At 35.8% G+C, this 20,622-nt stretch carries 22 protein-coding genes and 2 pseudogenes; 8 read left to right on the forward strand and 16 right to left on the reverse strand.

The genetic code is table 11. The features are described from left to right. Positions 1–790 precede the first annotated feature (790 nt). On the forward strand, positions 791–2,212 hold the full coding sequence (gene mobQ / locus DDT56_RS22580; RefSeq protein WP_136168626.1) for a MobQ family relaxase: 1,422 nt from the start codon (positions 791–793) through the stop codon (positions 2,210–2,212). Between the two features lie 116 nt (positions 2,213–2,328). On the opposite strand, the pseudogene DDT56_RS22585 reads toward mobQ, so the two are convergent. After that, positions 2,329–3,164, reverse strand: a pseudogene (locus tag DDT56_RS22585) (integrase core domain-containing protein). 180 nt (positions 3,165–3,344) lie between these two features. Further along, positions 3,345–4,250: an RES domain-containing protein gene (locus tag DDT56_RS22590; protein ID WP_168197680.1), complete on the reverse strand. Its 906-nt coding sequence runs from the start codon at positions 4,248–4,250 to the stop codon at positions 3,345–3,347. 889 nt (positions 4,251–5,139) lie between these two features. Between DDT56_RS22590 and DDT56_RS22595 the strand changes: the two genes are divergently transcribed. Both DDT56_RS22595 and DDT56_RS22600 read left to right on the forward strand, forming a co-directional pair. Continuing rightward, positions 5,140–6,393 (forward strand): AAA family ATPase, encoded by a 1,254-nt coding sequence (locus DDT56_RS22595; protein ID WP_136168628.1) that lies wholly within the window; start codon positions 5,140–5,142, stop codon positions 6,391–6,393. After that, entirely contained in the window at positions 6,386–7,222 is an 837-nt protein-coding gene (locus DDT56_RS22600; protein WP_136168629.1) for a DUF4435 domain-containing protein, read from the forward strand. The genes DDT56_RS22595 and DDT56_RS22600 overlap by 8 nt, the downstream gene beginning before the upstream one ends. Before the next feature lie 93 nt (positions 7,223–7,315). Here DDT56_RS22600 and DDT56_RS22605 read toward each other — a convergent pair whose 3' ends face one another. Both DDT56_RS22605 and DDT56_RS22610 read right to left on the reverse strand, forming a co-directional pair. Continuing rightward, positions 7,316–7,975: a hypothetical protein gene (locus DDT56_RS22605; RefSeq protein WP_136168630.1), complete on the reverse strand. Its 660-nt coding sequence runs from the start codon at positions 7,973–7,975 to the stop codon at positions 7,316–7,318. 17 nt (positions 7,976–7,992) lie between these two features. Further along, positions 7,993–8,547, reverse strand: a complete 555-nt coding sequence (locus tag DDT56_RS22610) for a membrane lipoprotein lipid attachment site-containing protein (RefSeq protein WP_136168631.1) — start codon at positions 8,545–8,547, stop codon at positions 7,993–7,995. Positions 8,548–8,985: 438 nt separating this feature from the next. On the opposite strand from DDT56_RS22610, the gene DDT56_RS22620 reads away from it, so the two are divergent. From DDT56_RS22620 to DDT56_RS22640, 4 genes and pseudogenes are all read left to right on the forward strand, one after another. Further along, positions 8,986–9,462 (forward strand): DUF4755 domain-containing protein, encoded by a 477-nt coding sequence (locus tag DDT56_RS22620; RefSeq protein ID WP_136168643.1) that lies wholly within the window; start codon positions 8,986–8,988, stop codon positions 9,460–9,462. A gap of 54 nt (positions 9,463–9,516) precedes the next feature. Then, positions 9,517–9,894: a hypothetical protein gene (locus DDT56_RS22625; RefSeq protein ID WP_136168632.1), complete on the forward strand. Its 378-nt coding sequence runs from the start codon at positions 9,517–9,519 to the stop codon at positions 9,892–9,894. A gap of 267 nt (positions 9,895–10,161) precedes the next feature. Continuing rightward, complete coding sequence (locus DDT56_RS22630; RefSeq protein WP_168197681.1) at positions 10,162–10,983, forward strand: DUF4238 domain-containing protein; 822 nt, start codon at positions 10,162–10,164, stop codon at positions 10,981–10,983. Positions 10,984–11,240: 257 nt separating this feature from the next. After that, positions 11,241–11,382 (forward strand): annotated as a pseudogene (locus tag DDT56_RS22640) (IS21 family transposase); the annotation flags it as partial. Positions 11,383–11,399: 17 nt separating this feature from the next. On the opposite strand, the gene DDT56_RS22645 reads toward DDT56_RS22640, so the two are convergent. The 3 genes from DDT56_RS22645 to DDT56_RS22655 all read right to left on the reverse strand — a co-directional run bounded on the left by DDT56_RS22645 (position 11,400) and on the right by DDT56_RS22655 (position 14,118). Beyond that, positions 11,400–12,317: a hypothetical protein gene (locus DDT56_RS22645; RefSeq protein WP_210417072.1), complete on the reverse strand. Its 918-nt coding sequence runs from the start codon at positions 12,315–12,317 to the stop codon at positions 11,400–11,402. Between the two features lie 179 nt (positions 12,318–12,496). Beyond that, on the reverse strand, positions 12,497–13,183 hold the full coding sequence (locus DDT56_RS22650; protein WP_136168635.1) for a hypothetical protein: 687 nt from the start codon (positions 13,181–13,183) through the stop codon (positions 12,497–12,499). A 131-nt stretch (positions 13,184–13,314) separates the two neighbouring features. Continuing rightward, positions 13,315–14,118: a hypothetical protein gene (locus DDT56_RS22655; protein ID WP_136168645.1), complete on the reverse strand. Its 804-nt coding sequence runs from the start codon at positions 14,116–14,118 to the stop codon at positions 13,315–13,317. A 1,302-nt stretch (positions 14,119–15,420) separates the two neighbouring features. On the opposite strand from DDT56_RS22655, the gene DDT56_RS22660 reads away from it, so the two are divergent. Continuing rightward, on the forward strand, positions 15,421–15,990 hold the full coding sequence (locus tag DDT56_RS22660) for a replication/maintenance protein RepL (RefSeq protein WP_136168636.1): 570 nt from the start codon (positions 15,421–15,423) through the stop codon (positions 15,988–15,990). Here the strand turns inward: DDT56_RS22660 and DDT56_RS22665 are convergent. From DDT56_RS22665 to DDT56_RS22705, 9 genes are all read right to left on the reverse strand, one after another. Further along, positions 15,974–16,654, reverse strand: a complete 681-nt coding sequence (locus tag DDT56_RS22665; protein WP_136168637.1) for a hypothetical protein — start codon at positions 16,652–16,654, stop codon at positions 15,974–15,976. The two genes, DDT56_RS22660 and DDT56_RS22665, sit on opposite strands and share 17 nt — an antisense overlap. A gap of 145 nt (positions 16,655–16,799) precedes the next feature. Then, positions 16,800–17,195: a hypothetical protein gene (locus tag DDT56_RS22670; RefSeq protein WP_136168638.1), complete on the reverse strand. Its 396-nt coding sequence runs from the start codon at positions 17,193–17,195 to the stop codon at positions 16,800–16,802. 42 nt (positions 17,196–17,237) lie between these two features. Continuing rightward, complete coding sequence (locus DDT56_RS22675) at positions 17,238–17,486, reverse strand: H-NS family histone-like protein (protein ID WP_136168639.1); 249 nt, start codon at positions 17,484–17,486, stop codon at positions 17,238–17,240. A 68-nt stretch (positions 17,487–17,554) separates the two neighbouring features. After that, positions 17,555–17,905 (reverse strand): hypothetical protein, encoded by a 351-nt coding sequence (locus DDT56_RS22680; protein WP_136168640.1) that lies wholly within the window; start codon positions 17,903–17,905, stop codon positions 17,555–17,557. A gap of 39 nt (positions 17,906–17,944) precedes the next feature. Beyond that, positions 17,945–18,181 (reverse strand): hypothetical protein, encoded by a 237-nt coding sequence (locus DDT56_RS22685; protein ID WP_136168646.1) that lies wholly within the window; start codon positions 18,179–18,181, stop codon positions 17,945–17,947. An 80-nt stretch (positions 18,182–18,261) separates the two neighbouring features. Then, entirely contained in the window at positions 18,262–18,558 is a 297-nt protein-coding gene (locus DDT56_RS22690; protein WP_136154650.1) for a hypothetical protein, read from the reverse strand. Between the two features lie 80 nt (positions 18,559–18,638). Beyond that, the gene (locus tag DDT56_RS22695; protein WP_136168641.1) at positions 18,639–18,953 is read right to left on the reverse strand and encodes a hypothetical protein; all 315 of its coding nucleotides are present in this window, start codon (positions 18,951–18,953) and stop codon (positions 18,639–18,641) included. A gap of 32 nt (positions 18,954–18,985) precedes the next feature. Beyond that, on the reverse strand, positions 18,986–19,204 hold the full coding sequence (locus tag DDT56_RS22700) for a helix-turn-helix transcriptional regulator (protein WP_119880476.1): 219 nt from the start codon (positions 19,202–19,204) through the stop codon (positions 18,986–18,988). Between the two features lie 149 nt (positions 19,205–19,353). Then, entirely contained in the window at positions 19,354–20,229 is an 876-nt protein-coding gene (locus tag DDT56_RS22705; RefSeq protein WP_136168642.1) for a DUF6387 family protein, read from the reverse strand. Positions 20,230–20,622: the final 393 nt, after the last annotated feature.

The following is a 20,622-nucleotide window of genomic DNA, read 5'->3' on the forward strand; positions in this document are numbered from 1 at the left end:
TCCCTCCGGAAATGATCATGTTTGTAAAAAAACCTCAATTATTAGAATGTCATGATATCTTGTATTCTTTTCTTTTTCTACTGTTTCAGACAGCATAATAGCTCTAGCACTTCGTGATTGTTGACGACAATCACTTGCTGTGAGGGATTGTCCCGATGATGAGGGGTCGAACTCAATACAAGTTTTCATTTTTTTCCCCATACTCAGGTATGACCAGTTTAAGAAAATGCATAAAACAGAAAGGCGAAACAAAATTTAACAACACTATACGATAGTGATCACTAACTATTTTGTCTAATACTCACCACGTTACTTAATTTTTATCATTAGTGTTTTTGTTTTTACCTATTGCATTTTATCCTGAAAATTTTCCATTAACCTGTGAATTGTGCAACAGGGAAAACTATCGGCTATAACAACTATTTTCTTGTTTTAGGTCTTTCCAGCCTTACGGCGGGATAAATTAACACTTCTCTTGTCCTTCGGACGCCATTTAAAACCCATCTATGTAATATCGCGGAATACTTCGCCCTTTCATCCAGATAGCGCCGCTTAATTCGGCGTTTTGTTTGGTTCTGGTTTTACAGTCGTTAATATATTTCGTATTAATTAAGTAAGCGGTTTTTACATTGTTAGAAAAAACAATGCCCACTTATACACTCACTTCGTGAGCGTGTGGGCCCTACCGGGGGTTGCCTGCCGCAGGCTAAAAGAAAGGTCAACGTCAACACAAAAGTTTTTCTTGCGAAAAACTAACAGCAGCATAGTTATATTTGAGGTTATTTATTATATGGCGATTTTTCATCTGGAGTTTAAAATTGTGAAACGTTCTGAGGGCATGTCTTCCTGTAGGAAGGCTGCTTATCATAACAGATCAAGAATAACAGATGATCGCACAGGCAATACCTACGATTTCAGCCATAGAACAGATTTATTCCATCATCAGATATTAGCTCCAACTTCCGCACCTGCTCATATTATTGAAAGCTCAACAACCCTATGGAATGAAGTAGAAAGAGTTGAGCGTCAGAAAGACGGTCAAACAGCCCGTTATTTTGATGTCGCGATTCCCTGTGAACTTAACAATGAAGATAAAATTAAATTGGTCGTTGAATACTGCCAGAAAAATTTCGTTGATAAAGGCATGATTGCTGATATCGCCTTTCATGATCTCAATGGTAAAAATCCCCATGCGCATGTGATGTTGACATTAAAACCGATCACCGCTGATGGCTTTGGCAAAAAAGAAAGAAGCTGGAACGACAAGAAAAAAGTAATCCTTTGGCGCGAAGCGTGGTCTACCCTTGCCAATCGTTATCTTGAAGCATCAGGGGCATCAGAACGTATCGATCATCGTTCTATTGAAGTCCAACACAGTGAAGCACTCGAAAACGCCACTATCACCTTAAACGTGGAAGAAAAGGCGTTGTGGCTTGCCAAGGCAACAGCAACCAGCCGTCCAGCTATGCAACGTGTTCATCGCGCCAAGTGGAACAGCAAAAGCGTTCAGCAAAAACGTGCTGCTGAGCAGGCTGTTCGTGATGAGATGAAACAAGAAGCTCAGGCCACATATGGTGTCTTTAAAGATTTGGATCTTCAGATCATTGTTGACCTCAAAAGTTTCACCGTATCCGAAATGTCTGAGCCTGTTGAAATCATATTACCTGAAATACACCCTCGAACAGAGTTCTCTGAAACGGGTTCGCAGTCGGCATCATCAGAAGGCCAAAGACCTGTTCTGGTTGCTCCTACACCTCATACACGCACTAAACTGAAAACCCCATCCTCTTCAACGACCAGAGCTGTTAGACGCGCGCCTGTTAAAAGTAAGAGAAAGCAGGCTAAACCACATCAGGATGGTATCTTTAAACGTTTCACCTTGCTTGTAGTAGAATATATAAGAGGGAAATTCGTCTGGGCCAAGAAGAAGCCTGCCCCTATTGCCGTTGATGCTGAACACGATAAGCGTATTGCTGAAAACTACGTGTTTGATGAGGTGCAGGGTATCTATGTGTCACGCGCTGAACATGAAAAACGTGTCAGGTTTAACAGTGACACTTATAGTCCAACCAAAGATGAAATCAGGCGTTTCCCAAGTCGTCCACAGCGCGAGCAAACAGAAAGAGAGCTGGACTACATACCAACACTTGCAGTCGATAGGAAACAGCCAGTGCCTAAGCTGAAGCCATATGATGTCTATAAAGACAGGTAATGATTATATTGGGAAAAATAAATTAATCAGCTATTGAGAATTAACTTTTCTCTTCCTCATTATCCATGTTAACGATAAAAATGCTATACAAACATAAAATGTGTGATTCATACACATCATTTCAATTTTCTTAGTTCAAGTTCAAACTCGTAATTCTGCTCTTGTACATGCTCTTCACTGGGCTGATAGTTTGCCTGAATAACATCAGAATAAAGTGTTTGTTCAGCTAGTTAGAATAACGCTCCATCGGTGTTTTACCGTTGTGAGCGCTATGAGGACGTTCACAGTTATAATAATGCTGCCATTTCCGCCAGTAGATCCTTCAAGTCATAATCAGGGAGGTCTACGGTAGCGTAGAATTCTGCTTTTTCTGTCTTTTGAGAATACTCAACTTTGCCATTGAGGTGGGGGATTGCCCTTAACGGTAAAAACTCTCTGTCCCGATCAGTCTGAAACTATTGTATTGGGAAAGGAGTTTCTTTAATAACAGAGTCAATAAAATCCAGTGTATTTTCAGCCGTACGACGAGAGGAGAGCCTCAGAACTCTGTAGCGAGTACAATCATCAACTGATTTGTACTGATATAAGCTGGGGCCAATTTTACAGGTATCCATTTGGATCCGATAACCGGGAACAGGACGTTCGTAGCGAATGAAATCATCTTTACGCCGAAATTTAACAACAGGTTTAACCTGATTCTGGTAAAGAACTTTGTGGATCGCTTCCATTGCCAGAGAAATTGAATAAAGCTTTTTTTAATTCACTCTGAATACGCCTTGCTCCGAGATTGCGGAGGGAACAAGACTCCAGAATCAGAGCAACTTCGGCAGGGCCAGTTTTAGTCAACGGTCAGTTTTTAGGGCGACAACAACGACGACATACGAAACCTGCATCACTAGCCGTTTTATAAGAGTTTAACCCACTGTAGCCGTTGCTGAATTTTGCTGTCCATAGTGAGGCATTATAGTGAAACGATCTCTATGAATCATACTCATAGAGTAAATAATAAGTAATCGGTTCTATTCATTTTTAATATCAGCTAATTATCATAAAACACACATCTACTTTTTTAATAAAACTATAGAAGGTAGATGCTATTGTTAATTAACTCTCATATTGAATTTCAGTATAGTTATAATTTCATTACAGTCTTAAAAGGTATTTGGTCAGATACTTTTAATTCATGTAGTTGCCCTTTACTTTTTCTATATTTTATATGTAACTCTTCATTACGAACCATAGATATTGAAATAAATTTCTTCTTATTACCTAGGAAATTTAGCTTAAATAATTTTTTACTTTTTTTAGGGCTAAGAGGATAAAAAATTGAATATTGAACTGGCATATAGTTGCTATCACAAAAATTCATCCAAGATAATTCAAACTTAAAATTTTTAATATTTTCGGAGGTTATAGCTAGATTTATAATTGAACTAACCCCCTCCCAATTTCCCTTTATCTTATGTTCTCCGACAACTTTTACTGACTTATACACAAGGCCATCATATTTGTCAAACTTAAGCAAATTAGAATAAACTAGATTTATCACAGGGTAAAATCTCTTATCTTTTGCCAAAAATAAACGGTACATTAAATTTGATAGTGGATGATTACCATTTTCTACTTCTAAAAAGCACATTTTTTTTTGTGATGAAAAATATGATAGTAGAAAGTAATCATTTACCGAAATATCACATTCTTTCATCGCTACATAAGGATGATCGGCAAGATAAAAAATAGATTCGTTCTTGGCATTGAAACGCCCTTCAGATGTATTAATTTTTTTAGGGTTTGGAGGATAAAAATCACTTAATGAAATATAACCATTGTAAAATTTTAATGCTGTATCTTGATCTATCCTTCTAACCCTCGAAAAAAGACTTCCTTTCGGATAGTAACGCTCATTTGCAGGAAATAAAGCAAGATCAAAACTTTCTGGAGTGCTATTAGGAAAAAAAACATCTCGAATTAAACTATAATAACCATCAACACCTAAACTCTCATCAAAAACATCAAAATTAATATTGTCTATCATCATACTTCCCTTTATATACCTTAGTGAGTAAACAACAGATGTTGAATATTCACACATATAATGTACATTACTAAATAACATCATTGAGTTCGCAAAACGCACAATGTTACCATGAACCCCATCAGGTACGACCAGTGTGATGAATCAGATGTTTAATACAATGCGCGGCAAAGTTTGAAACAGTCCCTTTTAGTGAAGCAAGAACCGCAGAAAATGCTCTTTGATCATTTTGCATCGCTCCCGCTACAGCAGGATATCTAAATCCCATTCAGCACTCCATCACCGTGATGATTAGGCTCGTTTTCAATAATACATACAGCCTCTTTTTTTGCAAAAAAAATGTTGAGAGGATACTTCCTATGAACAGTATCAGTCCTATGAGCTTCAACACTGCTCCCGGAGGGAGTTCTAGGCTATGTCCCGTAATTCATTTTCGCTGACTGACGATGAGAAAAATGCATTGGTTTTGTTTGTTTTTTGATCTTACCTTGTGCGTTTTTACTGCTGACTTCTATCAGGATTATGCTATTTTACATCGGTCAGATAATTGCGGGACACAGCCTAAATAGCTTCTCATAATAGCTCTGGAACCGCACAATGACGGGTGGAGCATCAATGCGAGAAGATATTTATATCAAATAGTTATGCCCTTCGTAGACAAAAACATGAACTTTCTGAGTTTCGCCACACCACATTCACTAGACATAAGATGTGATTTATGATGGAGACAATAGAGCACATGAATCTAATCGTTCTAATTCCTCACCTTCATAATTAAAAAGTTGACAAATAATTATATTTTGCTGTAATGAATATACTGTATATCACCAGACTTAAAGTTCTTATAAAATAACCCATAATGCAAAAAATATGGTATATTATTGAGACTAATATGTATAAAATAAATAGTGTGCTAATTAATGGATTTTGGCAGCGATTCAATGCCAACTGTCATTTTAACGATGATGTAAATATAATCATTGGTCGAAATGGCACTGGTAAAACAACCTTCATGAATATACTCCACTCAATCTTATCAGTAGATTTAGATGGAATTAATGATAATGACTTTCATTCCGCCGAAATAAAATTAAAAAACGGAAGCAAAAGAAAAACAATAAAAGTATCAAAAATAGAAGACAATAACAGCCCTTATTCTGTAATAGAATACCAATTATCAACAAAAAAATATTACGTTAGATTATTTAATTCTGATGATAGAAGAATATCAGTAAGTTATAAAAGACGAGCTCTCGCTGAATCAGAGGAATTACGAATAGCCTTACAAAACTTAGTATCACTCTCATCATTATCTGTATATAGGATGAGAAATGGTGAAGATTATGAAGTTAGAGATAAGTATGGTTCAAGACTTATAAACCCTATTGATTTCAGACTTGGACAACTTCTTCAAAACTTAACTCGATATCAGCTAGATCTATCTCAAAAAGCCAGAGATATTGCCATCGAACTGCAAAAAGAAGTTCTGGCATCAATATTATATAGCAAAGATGATTCTATTGATAAAGCATATCAAATTTCATTTGATAAAGATGTTGAGAAAAAAAATCTTATTTCAGCTTACAGCCAATTGAATGCTATAGATACTAATATTCGACGAAAAATAAACTTCCATGTAGATAGTATTGAGAAAACACTAGAAAATCTCAAATCTAGAAAGAATATCGAAAATGTAGATTTTCGATCCTTCGAGGCTTTCAGGAAAACTCAAAAAATAATAAAAATGTCCTTAACTTCGAAGGAAAGGACTTCTTTAGTATTTGCTCCCATTGATTTATTCCTATTAATCATAAAAGAGTTTATTGTAGATAAAGATTTTTATTTTGATGGGGGGGAGTTAATAGTGAAAAATGATCATGGGATAATTGAACATAATAACCTTTCATCTGGAGAGAAACAGCTTTTAATATTATTTATAGAAACTTTATTACAAAGAGAGCAACAATATATTTTCTTAACTGACGAACCAGAATTATCACTACATATTGTATGGCAAAGAAATATTATACCTGCTATAAAAAAACTAAATCAAAATGCACAGATCATCGCAGCAACCCACTCACCGGAAGTAGCATCAAAATATAAAAACTCAATATTTGATATGGAGAAATTAGTTCATGCCTGATCTCGCATATTCAAATGAAGCTCAAAATGTATTAAATTTATTCTATCAAGTTGACTATATGGTATACGTGGAAGGACCTGATGACATTTGCTTTTGGGAAACAATTTTTAAAAAAACATCAAATCTAAAAATTGAGATCCAAGATGTTGGTGGATGTGAAGAACTTCAGCCCTACATAGATAAAGTCTACAATGGTGAAATTGATGCAATAATAGCCTGCGATATGGATTTAAAAAAATTTGATAAAACCCTTAAAGATCATAATAAAATAATAAGAACACGAAAATACTCAATAGAAAACTCATTGATAAATGAAATAATAATATTACGCATAATAAAATTATTAGGAAGATATTCGTCAAAAGAAATTAAAAAATTTAATGTCAATAAATGGATGCTGGATTTTTATGATAAAACATTGCCACTTATAAAGCTAGATATTATTAATTTTTTATTTTCCAAAGGCGTTTCAGTTATTGGCGATAATGCTGATAGATTTATGGAATCTAAAAATTCTTATACTTTGAGCGAGGATAAAATACAGCAATATATAGAAAAACTAGGGATTAACTTATCAGAAGAAGAACAGCGTTTATTAGAAGAAGAAATAGCCATCAACAAAGATGAACTTTCATTCTGGCTTCGCGGTCATTTTCTATTTTCTGCCGCACTAAGATTTATTAGCTATTCTCTTCGTAATGATAAACGCAGGGTTACATTATCAAATGATGCTTTTTATGCAAGTTTAATACAAGCCTTTGACTCTGTATTTGACGAATCAAATGACGAGTATATTTATTATAAAACAAAAATAAACATGATTGCTTAAAGATTTATTTAAGTTGAAACGTTCTAAAGATCGTTTCAACTTTTAGTAGTTAATTTAATGTAACCATGATAACTATGTCGGCATTATTAATACTTAACAATTAATATTTTCATCTTTTTTAATTGCATCCCGATAACGCTGTTGCTCAACAATGCTCAGATTTGGATCAGACAGAACACTTCGCCCTTTCACAGCAATATCGTAGTCAATTTGAGATTGTGTCTCGTACTCTTTAGTCGGTTTAAAATAATCTGATTGCAATGAAGATGACGGCGTATAAGAGCCAGAATATATTTTACTTCCAGCACAGCCGAAATAAGCCAACAGACACGCAAACAGGAAGAACAACGTCCATACCACATTGTATCCATTAACTGTGTAGCCACTGCCATTCACATCTGAAAACACGCTATGAAATCTGACGACACAGACAATCAAGAATGATGAGAGGATAACCGCCCGACTTTCTCCAACAGTTAAATGCTTACGCACGAATTTTACGGTTGGAAGTAGTGTCACCACAAACAGCCCAATAGCAGAAAAGACCATCCATACAGGAAACAGCCCATATTTTTGCGTAGTGTTCTGCGATAACGTCACCAACGACAGCACCAAGAAGGCGTTAAGCAGAAAAAGTCTAAGGACCAGCGATAACTTCACCTTCTTTGATATCTTATGTAGAAACAGCATCGGTGCCAGTGATGGTATGTTCATCAGCAATCCAATGAAAACAACCCAATAGATAGAGTTCATAGCGTCTTTTCCTGTAATTACCGTGCAGACCAGCCGTTATTGGTCTTCACCAGAACAATTTTGGCTTCTTCTGGTTCAGCCATCCCCTTCACACCAGAAAAGGCATCTTTATCAACCCATCCCGGCACATCGGCCAATTTCCATGTATATGAAACCTGCGTCACTTTTAGGCCATCAGCTTCACTGGGTTCTGTCCAGTTCGTGATCTCCGCTACAACACGATGACCAACACAGGCACCATCTTTTTTGTCCCAAAAATCAACTTGCTGACCTTTGTCGGTAACTTCCAGAACATCAACACTGCCAAACCCATTAGGCTGTTGTGAAACATTAAGCAGTCCCTGTTCAACAAGCCCTTTCAGGATTTCATCGCTGGCATTGTATCCGGCAGAACGGTAGCCACTGTTAACCCGGATAGGAAAACCTTCATTAAATACTATGTTGTTGTCCTGCAGTGAGTAGCACAGCTTGGACTTTGAAATTTTCGCATTAATCGCTTTCTCAAAGTCGCCTTTCTCACCACATCCCGCCAAAACCAGTGCTGCGCCAGCAACGAGTAAAATCTTCTTCATCTTTCCATCCCTTTCTGAATGATTACCAATGCGTGTTCTCAGGTGTTCTGCCTGCGCCAGTAGAAGCTTTATCAGGCTCGAATAGGCATACTCCAACAAAACAACCTGTTTAACCAATTGATATAATTTAATTATTTTCACGACTCGTCATATCGTTTATAACGATCAAAAACAAAATAACGATAGATGCAAACTATCATAATTAGTTATTCGATCGATTAAACTAATTAAAAAACCGATCGATAAACGATTTTTAATCGTTATTAACTATCAATATATAATTATCGATCTGTTATACCGATCATTTTGCTTGAGATTGGCTTTTAGAATGGTATGCTTTCCACGCAGGGATAGATGCTTCGGCAGAAGAAAACCAAGCCAGAAGTGTCTTTTGGTGATGAACAGGTGCAGTTAGGCATTGGCGCGGAGACAGGCAAAGTGGAAGCTGTTCTTATCATATTTTTAGTGGTGGCTTTTATCATTATCATTACCACCATAGACATACAAAAAAAGAAGCATTACAACTCTTTTTCAGAAGTATTGGACGGTGATGTTTTATCGTATGAATGCCAGAACACAGGGATAGTCATTGATACCAAGCAGCGCACCGTTCGCATCTTTAATAAAGAACAAGATAAAACCTACTCTTATGACAACATCAGGGAAATTAACTACACCATATCAGAAGCAGGTAAATTTTATGGTAATGGCACTTTACGCGGAATGAATAATGCCGCTATCGCTAATGGAAAAGAAAAGCTTTTAGCGAATCAACGTTCAGGGATAACGATCTTAACCGATGATATTCATAATCCGGCTTGGAAAGTAAATATCCCAGCCGTGAATAAATCTTCTGTAGGCAATCAAGGTCTTTGCGAGCGTTGGATATTGGTATTCCAGAAGTATATTTTATAGCCATAGAAGATATTTAAACACGTCGATGAAATAGTTTTTATTTATGGAGATAACATGAAAAAATTGCTTATTACGGCAATGATGATCCTGCCTCTTACCGCTTGCACCACTTACGGCAACAAATCCCTGAAAGACGAATCTCAACAAACCGTAAAAACCAAAATTGTTAAAGGGAAAACTACCCAGCAAGATATTATTAATACGTTCGGTGAACCACAAACGCGAGCGACCAATGACGGACAAGAAATGTGGTCTTACTCCAGTATGTCAGGTGAGAGCCAGATATCTAACTACATTCCCGGTCTGGCTCTGCTGAAGAACAGCAGCACAGCCCATATGAAATCATTGGATATTTGGTTCAAAGGGGATGTTGTTGACCGATATAATTTCAGTCAGACGGCAAGTAAGGTTTCAAAGGGCTTGTTGGATTAAATATTTGTGTACGGGATGCCGTCATGTTTCCTTGACGGCATGATATTAAATAAAATTTATGTAGACAGCGAAACCTATACTTAATCAGGTAAAATATCTCGCCAAATGAAAGTTCGCCACATAACCCAGTTAATTTCTTATCAAAAGAAAAGACATTACTTTTTTCACCCTTGTCACTCATCAAGATTATCGGTAAAATACCAATCTTCCCTTAAAGGTTCTTGCAACTATCTAAATTAAAATCAGGGCATTTAACAAGGGGTGTCTGTGGGAAAACAAACTAATCACCATTTCATTCCAGCCTGCTACCTTAAAGGTTTTACCAATGGTAGGGAAAGGGATTCCAGACTTTGGGCTTTCCCGAAAGATGGGGTAAAAAAGGCATATGGAACAAATCCTAATAATGCCTGTTCAAAAAACAATTATTATAAACTTGAAAATAATACGAAGCCATTACTAATAGAAAAATGGTATGGAGATGTTATTGAACCTAAAATTGGAAATTTCCTTGATGATTTAAAATTAAACATGACTCTTGATAGAAATAATGAAGGATTCATTTGGTTATTATCCTCACTTTTCTTGAGACCACCCCTATGGAGGAATAACATTGAATCTCCACTTAGGAGATGTAAAGAAATAGCGATAAGCATGAAAAATGACATTGATGCCGCTGGAGAGAATTTAGATATTTCTGATATCAATTTTATAAAGGATGATATTATTTGTATTGAGTTAGAGCAGATAAAAACAGTTGCTAATAGCTTATTTTATTTCAATTTTAAGTTATGTACAATTCAAGATAATATAAATATAATCACAAGCGATGCCCCGTTTATTTTAGCTAATCCTGACAGGAAAACTTTTGGTTTATTATCAACAGGAACTATATTACTTATCCCTATAAATAAAAACATGTACATTGTAGGAACGAAAGGCATACCGTTAAATGGAACACATTACGCCAGCAAATATGATGTTGCTAACATTAACACTATTATATGGAACGCATCTGAAGAGAGAGTGTTTTCAAATAACGATAAGTTCATCATGCTAGATGATGATGATAATACTATTTTTTATCCGTAGACATTAATTAATATTAATGAAAGCTCGACACAAAATTAAAGATGTACATCTTTCGTATAGTTGCTTAATATGAACCAACTTATCTATACACACAACTGCGATTTTAAGCCTATCTACGGCCTCAGAAAATGCCTCATAGAGATCGCCCTCAATCTCAGTTAACGACAGTGGTATAAGGCGGTAATTCACCATCAGTATGGTTCACCCCACCCAACATGTTTCTTCCTTGAGGTCCTCACACCAGAAAAGACATCAACATGCTAACCAGAAAGGACTTTTACATGATAAAGCGAACGCGCCAGCAGAGGTGCATACATTGTTGATATTGCGACTCAGGTTGGTTGCTCTGACCAAACCGTCAGACGGTACCTCAAATACCCTGAGCCGCCAGCCAGAAAGTAACTATATTTCTATTCTTAAAGCCCACCAAAAGAGCTAACAGCAAGATATGCTTCCCCCGTTTGTGATGAATGCCTTCTTACTCGTGAAATGATATCGTCAAACTTCATACCACCAGATAAGAACAAATACAAATGGCTATAATCTAGCAATATAAGTGGGGTGCGACTGCCAGATGACTCTTTTATAGCAACTGATGAATACCCAGAAATCGATATCATTATTGCCATAGTATTATCTGCCATTTTGTTAACTTTTGCTTTTAAAGTGTCAATATCAATAGCATCAGACTGTGATTTTTGGAACTTCAACTCAACTATATATGTGGTTCCCTCAATAGTTAATGCACCATCCACCTGCCTACCATCAGTTTTGTATGGTTTTCTGTTAATTATCTCGCAGAAATCAGTAAGCCTAAAAAACCATTCTTCAAATGCATAACCGCCATTTTGTGTTCCAATGTCTTTATGCAAATTTTCAAACTCTGATCTTAATTTAAGTAAATCAGTTTCAGAACGTTTTACTTCTTCCCTTTCTTTTTTCGACCGTTCTCTATATTCTTGTTTTTCTTTCTCATTTTGATATTTCTCTTTCTGTTTTGAGATATATACCCTTAATTCTTGAACTGATTTATTTGCCGATAATATCATTTGCTGAGAGTCCTCCCACCCCCTTAAATCAGGAAATGATATTTGTTCAGACAAATTAATTGCCATTGTACAAATAACACTATTTCCTTTAGGATTACTCTGTAATTTTGGGAATAAGCGGTCTAAAAAATTCCGCTTTGACTCATCCTCACGCCATGTTGATATAAAACTTTCTGAGATATGGCAAGATAACAAAAATTTTTTCAACGCAGGTTTTCGCCAAAATGATCTCAAAAGAGCCTCATAGACTAACGTAATCAAGACAGGAGTAATCTGAATGTCCAAGTCGATATCCTTACTATCGAGCAATGACCAGTGCAACGCACTAGCTATTTATAAATAGGTGATATAATTTTACCATGCTACTTCGTTATGCAAAACTTAAGGATGAGTAAGTAGTAAAAACCAATAGTCAACAGTGCTGCTCAGAAAAAATACAATAAAAAGATATTAAAAACAATATATTATTGTGTTTTATGCCACACAACAGCGCTCTTAAGCCTATCAACAGCCTGTGATAGCGCCTCATAGAGATCGCCCTCAATCTCATGCTCGTACTCACCATTCCTGAACATCACCACGTAGCCATTGGTCAGATCTCGCTGACGTATGGAGTTTACAGGTTCTATACCAATGCTAATGCCAGAATGTAAATACTCAGCCACTGGATAGCCCATGTTGTCATGGATAACGATATCACCATCGGCTTCCAACTCAGACAAGAAGCTGTCTTGGTGTAGGGCTTCACGCAGATCCTGCAAGCCAAGCACGTTCATCAGTTTGGGTTCATCCGGGCCATTTGCTTTCATCCTTCCACAGTAATAGTAATCATCCAGTTTGCTTACTGGCGTATTGGGATGCTGACTGTTATAGGTTTCAGTTTCTGACATCAGTGATCTTATTGTATCTTCGCTGACTTGGCTGAGTTCAGAAATTAATCTTCCATAAACATTTACCATTCGTTCACTATCACAGGCATTTGCAGATTCTGATAAGAAGTAAGAATCGTAATCTTTCACATAAATGTTATTACCGTTTTCAAGAATAAGATTTATTCCTTGTTCATTTTCTTCCATGTCCTTTACTATGCAGGTCAGAAATGGGATTTTTTTATGAGCGTGAAAGAGTGTAATGATTTTAATATTATTCATTCTTTGATTTTCCTTTTGGTTTTATTTTTTAATACCATATTTGCTTTAGGGAACTCAAATTTAACTCAGCTCATATCAATAACATTTTATCCAGCGCTTCCATATGAGATACTCTTGCGTATCTTATTTACTTAATCACTGAATATCATCTTTGTAAATAAACTCTCACCCTGAATATTATCCCAATCTAACGGATCTTCTGGTGGTAAAAGAGTTGTTCCCTCAGCAGATATACATTTATCCATATTTTTACTCATCATTTCCCCTTGGGATTTTTTAGCCTGCAATCTTGCGATTAACAAATCTATGTCTTCTTGGCTATTTACGTCTTCTATGACTGACTCAATTGACTTGTTTTTTCCTTTAACATTTCTATTACTACCACCATTGCTGACCACACTTTCGGGTTGTTCTCCCATTGCTTCTTTCTTTTTTATAATCTCCGAAACAAAGCGAGCACGATCACCATTGAAGACAATAGCTGGATTTATGAAATACCAGTTTTTCTCATTGGTTTTAGCAATAATACGTTTCTCGATGAGTTCTTTTATCCCTCTGTAAAAGATAGATTCAGACAAGACAAAGTGATCTATCTTTCCCGCAAGCGACATCGCTTTTTTACAACTCAGGTAAAAGTGATCTTTTCCTATTGCATCCTGATAAATACGTAAAAAGATGAAAAATACTTTGTATGCTGTTTTCGTGAGATCAAAGTACGCTTTTATCTGAGATGTATAGAGTTTAATGAACTCTTCTTTATCGACCTCTTGTGTATGAACGATATTTGCGAAATAACTTTTACCTGTATCTTTCTTTTCAATAAGTTCCGTTCCTCTTGAAACAGTTAGATTTTTCTTTCGTGTTTCAATCTTTAGCTCTGTCTCAAAACAAAAAGGATTTAATCCTAAATCCAAGTCAACTTCCATTTCATTCATCATGTTATTACCTCTTGTTATTTTATTTATAATAAATTAAATACCATGCATAAAATAGATATCAAGTTTTTTTGCATATTTTTTTGCGAAAATATTTTAAATATCGCAAATATTCCAGTAACGATAATTTAAAGCACTGTCGTTTTTAAGCTAAAAAATGACATAAAAACTGACTGCAAAGTCAGGAAAGCTCACCGTGCAGTCAGGAATACTTACTATAGAGTCAGGAACACTGACCGTACAGTCAGTCGCCTATTTTCGTTATAAGTCTTATACAACAAGGGCTACAGGCTGATTATTTATTAATTTAATTTTGCAAGAAGTAAGAGATAATACTTAAGAGGATTAAAAGAAACCGGGCGATTTTTATGATCGCCATATGGGGTTTCAACATTAAAAATGATTAGCTGTTTTTGAGTGCAAGTTGTTTTATATTGCGAAGCTTTCCTTTCTATTTCATTAAAATCTTTTTTTTGAAAATATCCACCATCTATGAGCTAACGCTCATGTGCTGAAGCACGGCTACGCCCTAACTCTGAAATATGTATTTTTATCTTGATGAGGTGACTTATTAATATTGATAGTAAAAAGAGGAAAGATCTTTTCCAGATCATTCCATCAAAAAACAACAAAATTTATCCTATTTTGAACATGGCATGTTATCTTCAACATATAGCATTTGCTCTTAAACGTATAGGAAAACTATATTCAAAGAAGCAGCACTTAGTGATTGTTCAAAACAATCACATTGCTGGAACAGGGCTTGCCCCTGTTAGTGATGGATTTATCCATAGAGAATTGCGGCGATAGCCGCTAATAAAGTAGAAGTAAGATTTTAATACTTAGTCACAATCATTCAGCGCTTCGTGATTGTATGAAACAATCACTTCGCTGAAATATAAATTTAAGAAAAATGAAAACAACTTATAACATTGGTTCGTTGCAGGAAAGAAACCAATGTAATAAAAATTAAAACTGCACCAAAAAATTTACTCTGCATAGTTGTTCTCAGCTTCGCTAATTTAATAATGAAGAAGAAAAATGCTCTCAGGCCAGTCATAGCTTAAAACGAAGTACCGACATCCGGGAGTTAAAGTCCCGAATCTCGGTACTTATGTTGAGAACTATTCTCAAATAAAAATAATGAAGTATTATATTTCTATAAACTTCCGAACTTCAAGTATCCGAATATAACACCTAGAGTATTATTTTTCTGAAAAAATATACACTTTAAGTATTGACTTGTAGGAAATATATAGTATTTAATTTGCAGATAACTAAAAAAATAAAGGAATAAATATAATGATAGAAGATAATACACAAGCAGATAAAAAAGAAATAAAGAAATCAAGAAGAGGTCTTCCACGCCACGAGAAAAACCCTTTTCTTAATGATACGAACCTACATACTAAAACAGGCGTCAGACGTATTACAACTGGAAAAGATCGATTAGCAGTAGTAAATGAAAATACTGGAGAACAAGTTGGTAATGGCGGTTTCTTTCAGGCTATGGAGGTTGATAAAACACAGTTCGTGAAACTTTATGTTGATGGCGTATCCGCTATTGAAGGACTCTCTTCATCTGGTAAAAAAGTTTTCAAGATTCTTTACCTTGCTATCAGGGATAATAAGGACACTGATACTATTTTGATGTCATACGATATTGTTGATCAAGATGTCGTAAAAATATCAAGAACAACGTATTTCAAAGGTATGAAAGAACTTGCTGACAAGAAGTTTATCGCAGAGACCATGATACAGAACTATTACTTTATTAACCCGGACTATATGTTTAATGGTGATCGCTTGACCTTTATGAAAACCTATTACTTGAAGGATAAAAACACCCACCCTACTATAAAAACTGTATAGGATGATTAAAAAATGAAGAAAAATCAAGTGAGAAAATATTTCTTATATACCAGTTTACAAACTCATATCTGGCAGAACCACTTTTTATCATTGCTGACATATCGATCATATTATTTGTTTCTCTGCGTGTTTCTGATATATATAGAACGAAATCAATATGTTCATAATGAGGATTTTCAACAAGAAAATTAAGTTCTGTCATTACATTCTCTGATTCATATGGCATTATTGTTTCATTAAGAATAACAAGTCCACCGACTGCATTAGGAATATTTAAAGATTGTTTTGTTGATCTAATCTGCTTATTGGCTGTTGCTACAAGATCTTTTATATTTCTATAAGCATAATCCATTATCTTTTTTCTGAAATCATCTGAATCAGGGTGCTTTTGAATCAATTCCTCTATATGAACACTGCCAAACCAACATTTTTTGAGCCATTCATCAGTCTTGGCTAACTCATTAAGTTTTTCATTAATCAAATCAGTTCTGTCATTTGTAAGTAATTTTTGTTCTAAAATAATTTCTCTATTAAATAACAAGTAGTCTGCCATCTTAGAGTTAGTACCATCATTTTTCTTGAAATCTTCCTTGATATCGTCCAACACTATATTATTTTTCTTAGATTTAATAAAATCAAGGAATCTTTTATCTATAGAGGCCATCTTTGCTTCCTTCAGCCTTACTTAATTTTTAATGAACTTAATAATACATCATGCAGTTACTACTCGGCAACGTAATGATTATAGTAATGAATGATAATAAAGAAGAAGATATTGATAATATCTCTGGCAACACACTATAAACATATTATCTTAGCTTTGACATTAACCGGCACCATAAAGATGTTTTTTTACCAGTAGATGATGAGCTAACCCATGACGGATTCATCAGATCGCTTGGTAGTAAATATTTATGGTCATCCTCATCAACAACTACAGCATTTAACTTATCAGCTATCTGCAACATCTTACAATAAAGCGCCTCGTCTGGATGTTTAGTTGAAATCCTTCCATCATCCCAATCAAGCCAAGGTTCATCGTGTTCACTTTGACCACTCCATATAGCAAAAAACTCCCCATTCTTGCGATCTATTGATAGTTCTTTATCATCATCAACAAGCTGGAGCCATTCCTCACTACTGATTGGATTGCTTGAACTATCGAACCAATTTTCTGTTCTTATTATGTGAAGTTCCCAGCCCATAGACACCTCCGTTGCTTGGTAAAGATACATTATTATGACTGGCTATTGCCAGTCAATGAGATCCTCCGGTGATACACGATCACGCCCCATTTTCTCAAGCAACTGTTGTAATCTCTTAGCCCTCAAATTCTGAGCCTTTTTCTCACCAATCTCCCGATAGTATTCTTCCCGGCGCTCCGCTACTACTTTGCGGAACTTCTTTAACAGTTGATTCAATGTTTTGATATCAGTAGTAGCGGCTTCAGCTTGGATTTTTCTATACATATACATTACGTGGAATTCATCAATCATATTATAACCCTTAGTTTATCATTCATGTTATTTCCCTCTTTCGAGGGAATACTCATTACATCTAAAGATCAAACAACTGTCATTTTCAGCTTCCAATAAACAGGATCTTGATTTTCATCCTGATTTATATTTTTCGATACAAGTTCAACGATATGCTCCTGATGCCAATACAAGATTGTGGCTTTTAAATCTCTTCTATTGATATCAGATGCATCATTTTTTATAGAGTATTTCTTCATCTCACGAGTTATCAAAACATCATATGTGATGCTTGAAAGGAACCCATCATTCAAAATATCGATTGCTGTTTCAGGATGTTTTTCATAAATGGCATATATTTCATCACAGTATCCTTGTAAGATGTTGGCAATAAGTTCGTTTTGTTCTTCTTCATTTTTATTTAATATAATCTCTTTCATCTTTAATCCTCTTATTATGTTAATAGTTAGTAAAAGTAATTAGTTGTTATAAACGATATTGATGATAACAGAGCCATATTCCAGATCTAACTCATCAACTAAATCGTTATTGATATGTCGATTTAAAGCATCAATCAAGTTCTTATTCCCTATCATTTCCTCTACTGAATACCCACTAAGGGCAACAAACACATCAAAGCTTTCTTGAATAGCATTCATCACTTTCGGGGTTCCTTCGCACAACATACTTACTACTACAGATATTTTATTTGTCATAGAACTTTGTTCGTTGTTGTTTACCATTTATATTTTCCTCTTATATTTTTGGTTAGCCCCTTGCGGGGCAAGATTAGTTCTTACTTTCTAAAGCTTTCTGAATACCCTACTAACATGGCAGCGACCAGTTCAAAGTTAACCTGATTAATATCACTGTGATTTCCTTCTTGGGCAGTGAATCTTTCAAAGTTGTTCTGAATATGATTAATCACATGGATAATAAATGGACTCATAAAATCCGGGTCATCTAAATAATCATTGGCGTCACCATCACCATTGACTTCCATGAACATATTCCAGCTTGCGAAAAATGATCTACAGGCAAGGTCATAGAACAGTTCAGTTGATTTATTAACACCTATCTTCTCTTTAGACATATTTATATCCTCATAGTTAAATGCTTATTTAATTCATTATGTTTTTTATTAGCCCCTTTTTGGGGCCAAATACTGTATTGTTAGCTCATACTAAAAAGTAATGCTTGAGTATGTACATATCTCATTTCAGACATAACTTTATCCATATCAACATAAATCAGTCTTTCTCTTTTACCCGCTTCTTCCATATGTTCATCAAAGCGTGTTGCCAGATATTCTTTAACATGCAAAATATATGATTCCGTTCTATTACTATCCAACATAATGGATGCCAATACCTCATATTCTTCTTGTTCTTTATATATGCGTATTCCTGTGATATAAAGATTCTTCGCCATAGCAGTAAAAATATTGGTAGATGAGTCTTTAATATTTTTCATTTCATTACTATTCATTTTATTTCCTCTTGTTGTTATTAAAATATTTGTTATTCAGATACAGGACGTGAATCAGAAATGATTTTCTCAATCCATGCATCAACTTCACTTTCAATAAAGGCAATAGACCTTAATCCCGTTTTAACTTGCGATGGAAAACGTCCTGCTTTAATAAGCGTATAAATCCACGTCTTTCCAAATCCTGTTCTTCTAATCACTTCTGGTAAACGAATAAGGCGTTGTTTTTTGTTTGCTACGATTTGAACCATATTTATCTCCTGTGCATTTGATGGAAATAATTGTATGGATAATGCTTGTAAAAAACGAGGTTGGTTCACCAGCCCTGAACAGAGAGGAAGTTCAGGACCAGTGAATTTAGGGGATGTTTATGGGAGGTGAGTACCGGGGATGCTCAGGCTTAGCGAACATCCCTTGTTTTCTTTTTGTCTTCAGGTTTGTCATTCATGCCAATGACTTCAACAATATTTGAACTCTTTATATGCATGTTTTTTATGAAGAAATCATTCAACGACTTGAAATAATTATCATTGTTCAAGAACTCATAAGATAGAGGGTAATCAGTATCTTTGATTTGCTCGCTGCCTCTGGCATAACGTATATCGGGGTGTAGAAGGCCAGCCAATACAGGATACGGGATCTTCTGATTGTTGAGTTGTTCCCATCCGATAAGATCCATCAACGGGATGATTTTGTAATCAAGTATCTTTTGGAATGTTTTATGACCAAAGCGGAAATCTTTTTCCGGTGGCTTGGATGCTTTGAGTTGCTTCTGCCATTGAGTGATAAGCACTTTTAAGTGTTCTGCCAGATCGTCACTGCTGGCTTCATCCAAATCAATTTCAATCAGCATCTTGTTAGCAGGGTTTAACCCGCCCTGTTTCAAGTATTCAGATATGTATTCTGAACTCACTGAAACATCATCTTTAGCAACGTTATTTTCCAGCCGATACATTGCCCGTCCATAGTTGAACAGTGAATTCCTTGTCATTGGCCTGACAGCATAACTATGGGCCAGCATATGGCTGTCAGAAACCCATTTAGTCTCATGTATGACCTTACCAGAACGGATTTGGGCATCATGGTAGATCGCCAGCATTTGGTTCTCTTCGCCTGCTGTTTCCCACTGCTGCCGAGCTTTATAGGCAAAAATCCGTCTTTCCAGCTCAGCATAAATTTGTTCTAGCGTTAAGTCTTTCAGCACATCATAGCGGCTTACATCAAACCACTCGCTCAGTGCTTCGACGATCTCTGCTTTAGGCATCTTTTTTGTCATTGTTTTCCCTATAAATACTGGTTTTGAGTTGTGATAACGCTATCTCATTCAACAGCATAGAGAAAGTGAAAAAAGATGTCAGTCACCCAGACAGGGGCATTGAAGAATTGAATGTGATTTGGCATCTCTTTGCGCATTACTTGACCAATGTTGGCAAATCACTTAATCACACCATTCCTTCAAAGAGTTTATCCATGACCTAAACTGTTCTTCTGCAAAGAGCCATAAGCGGACATTGAGGATGTTATGGCACGTGAGGTCAGATATCTAAAAGCGTATGACCCGCTTGGGTGGGATACTGACCGGACAGACCAGAAGCACATCCTTTAGCGGTTCGACGAAGTTTGATCTTGCCCAGCGACGGTGGACACTGCCTTAAGCGAGGTTTCTTTC

This window comes from Brenneria corticis, from assembly GCF_003115855.1.
Taxonomy (GTDB): domain Bacteria; phylum Pseudomonadota; class Gammaproteobacteria; order Enterobacterales; family Enterobacteriaceae; genus Brenneria; species Brenneria corticis.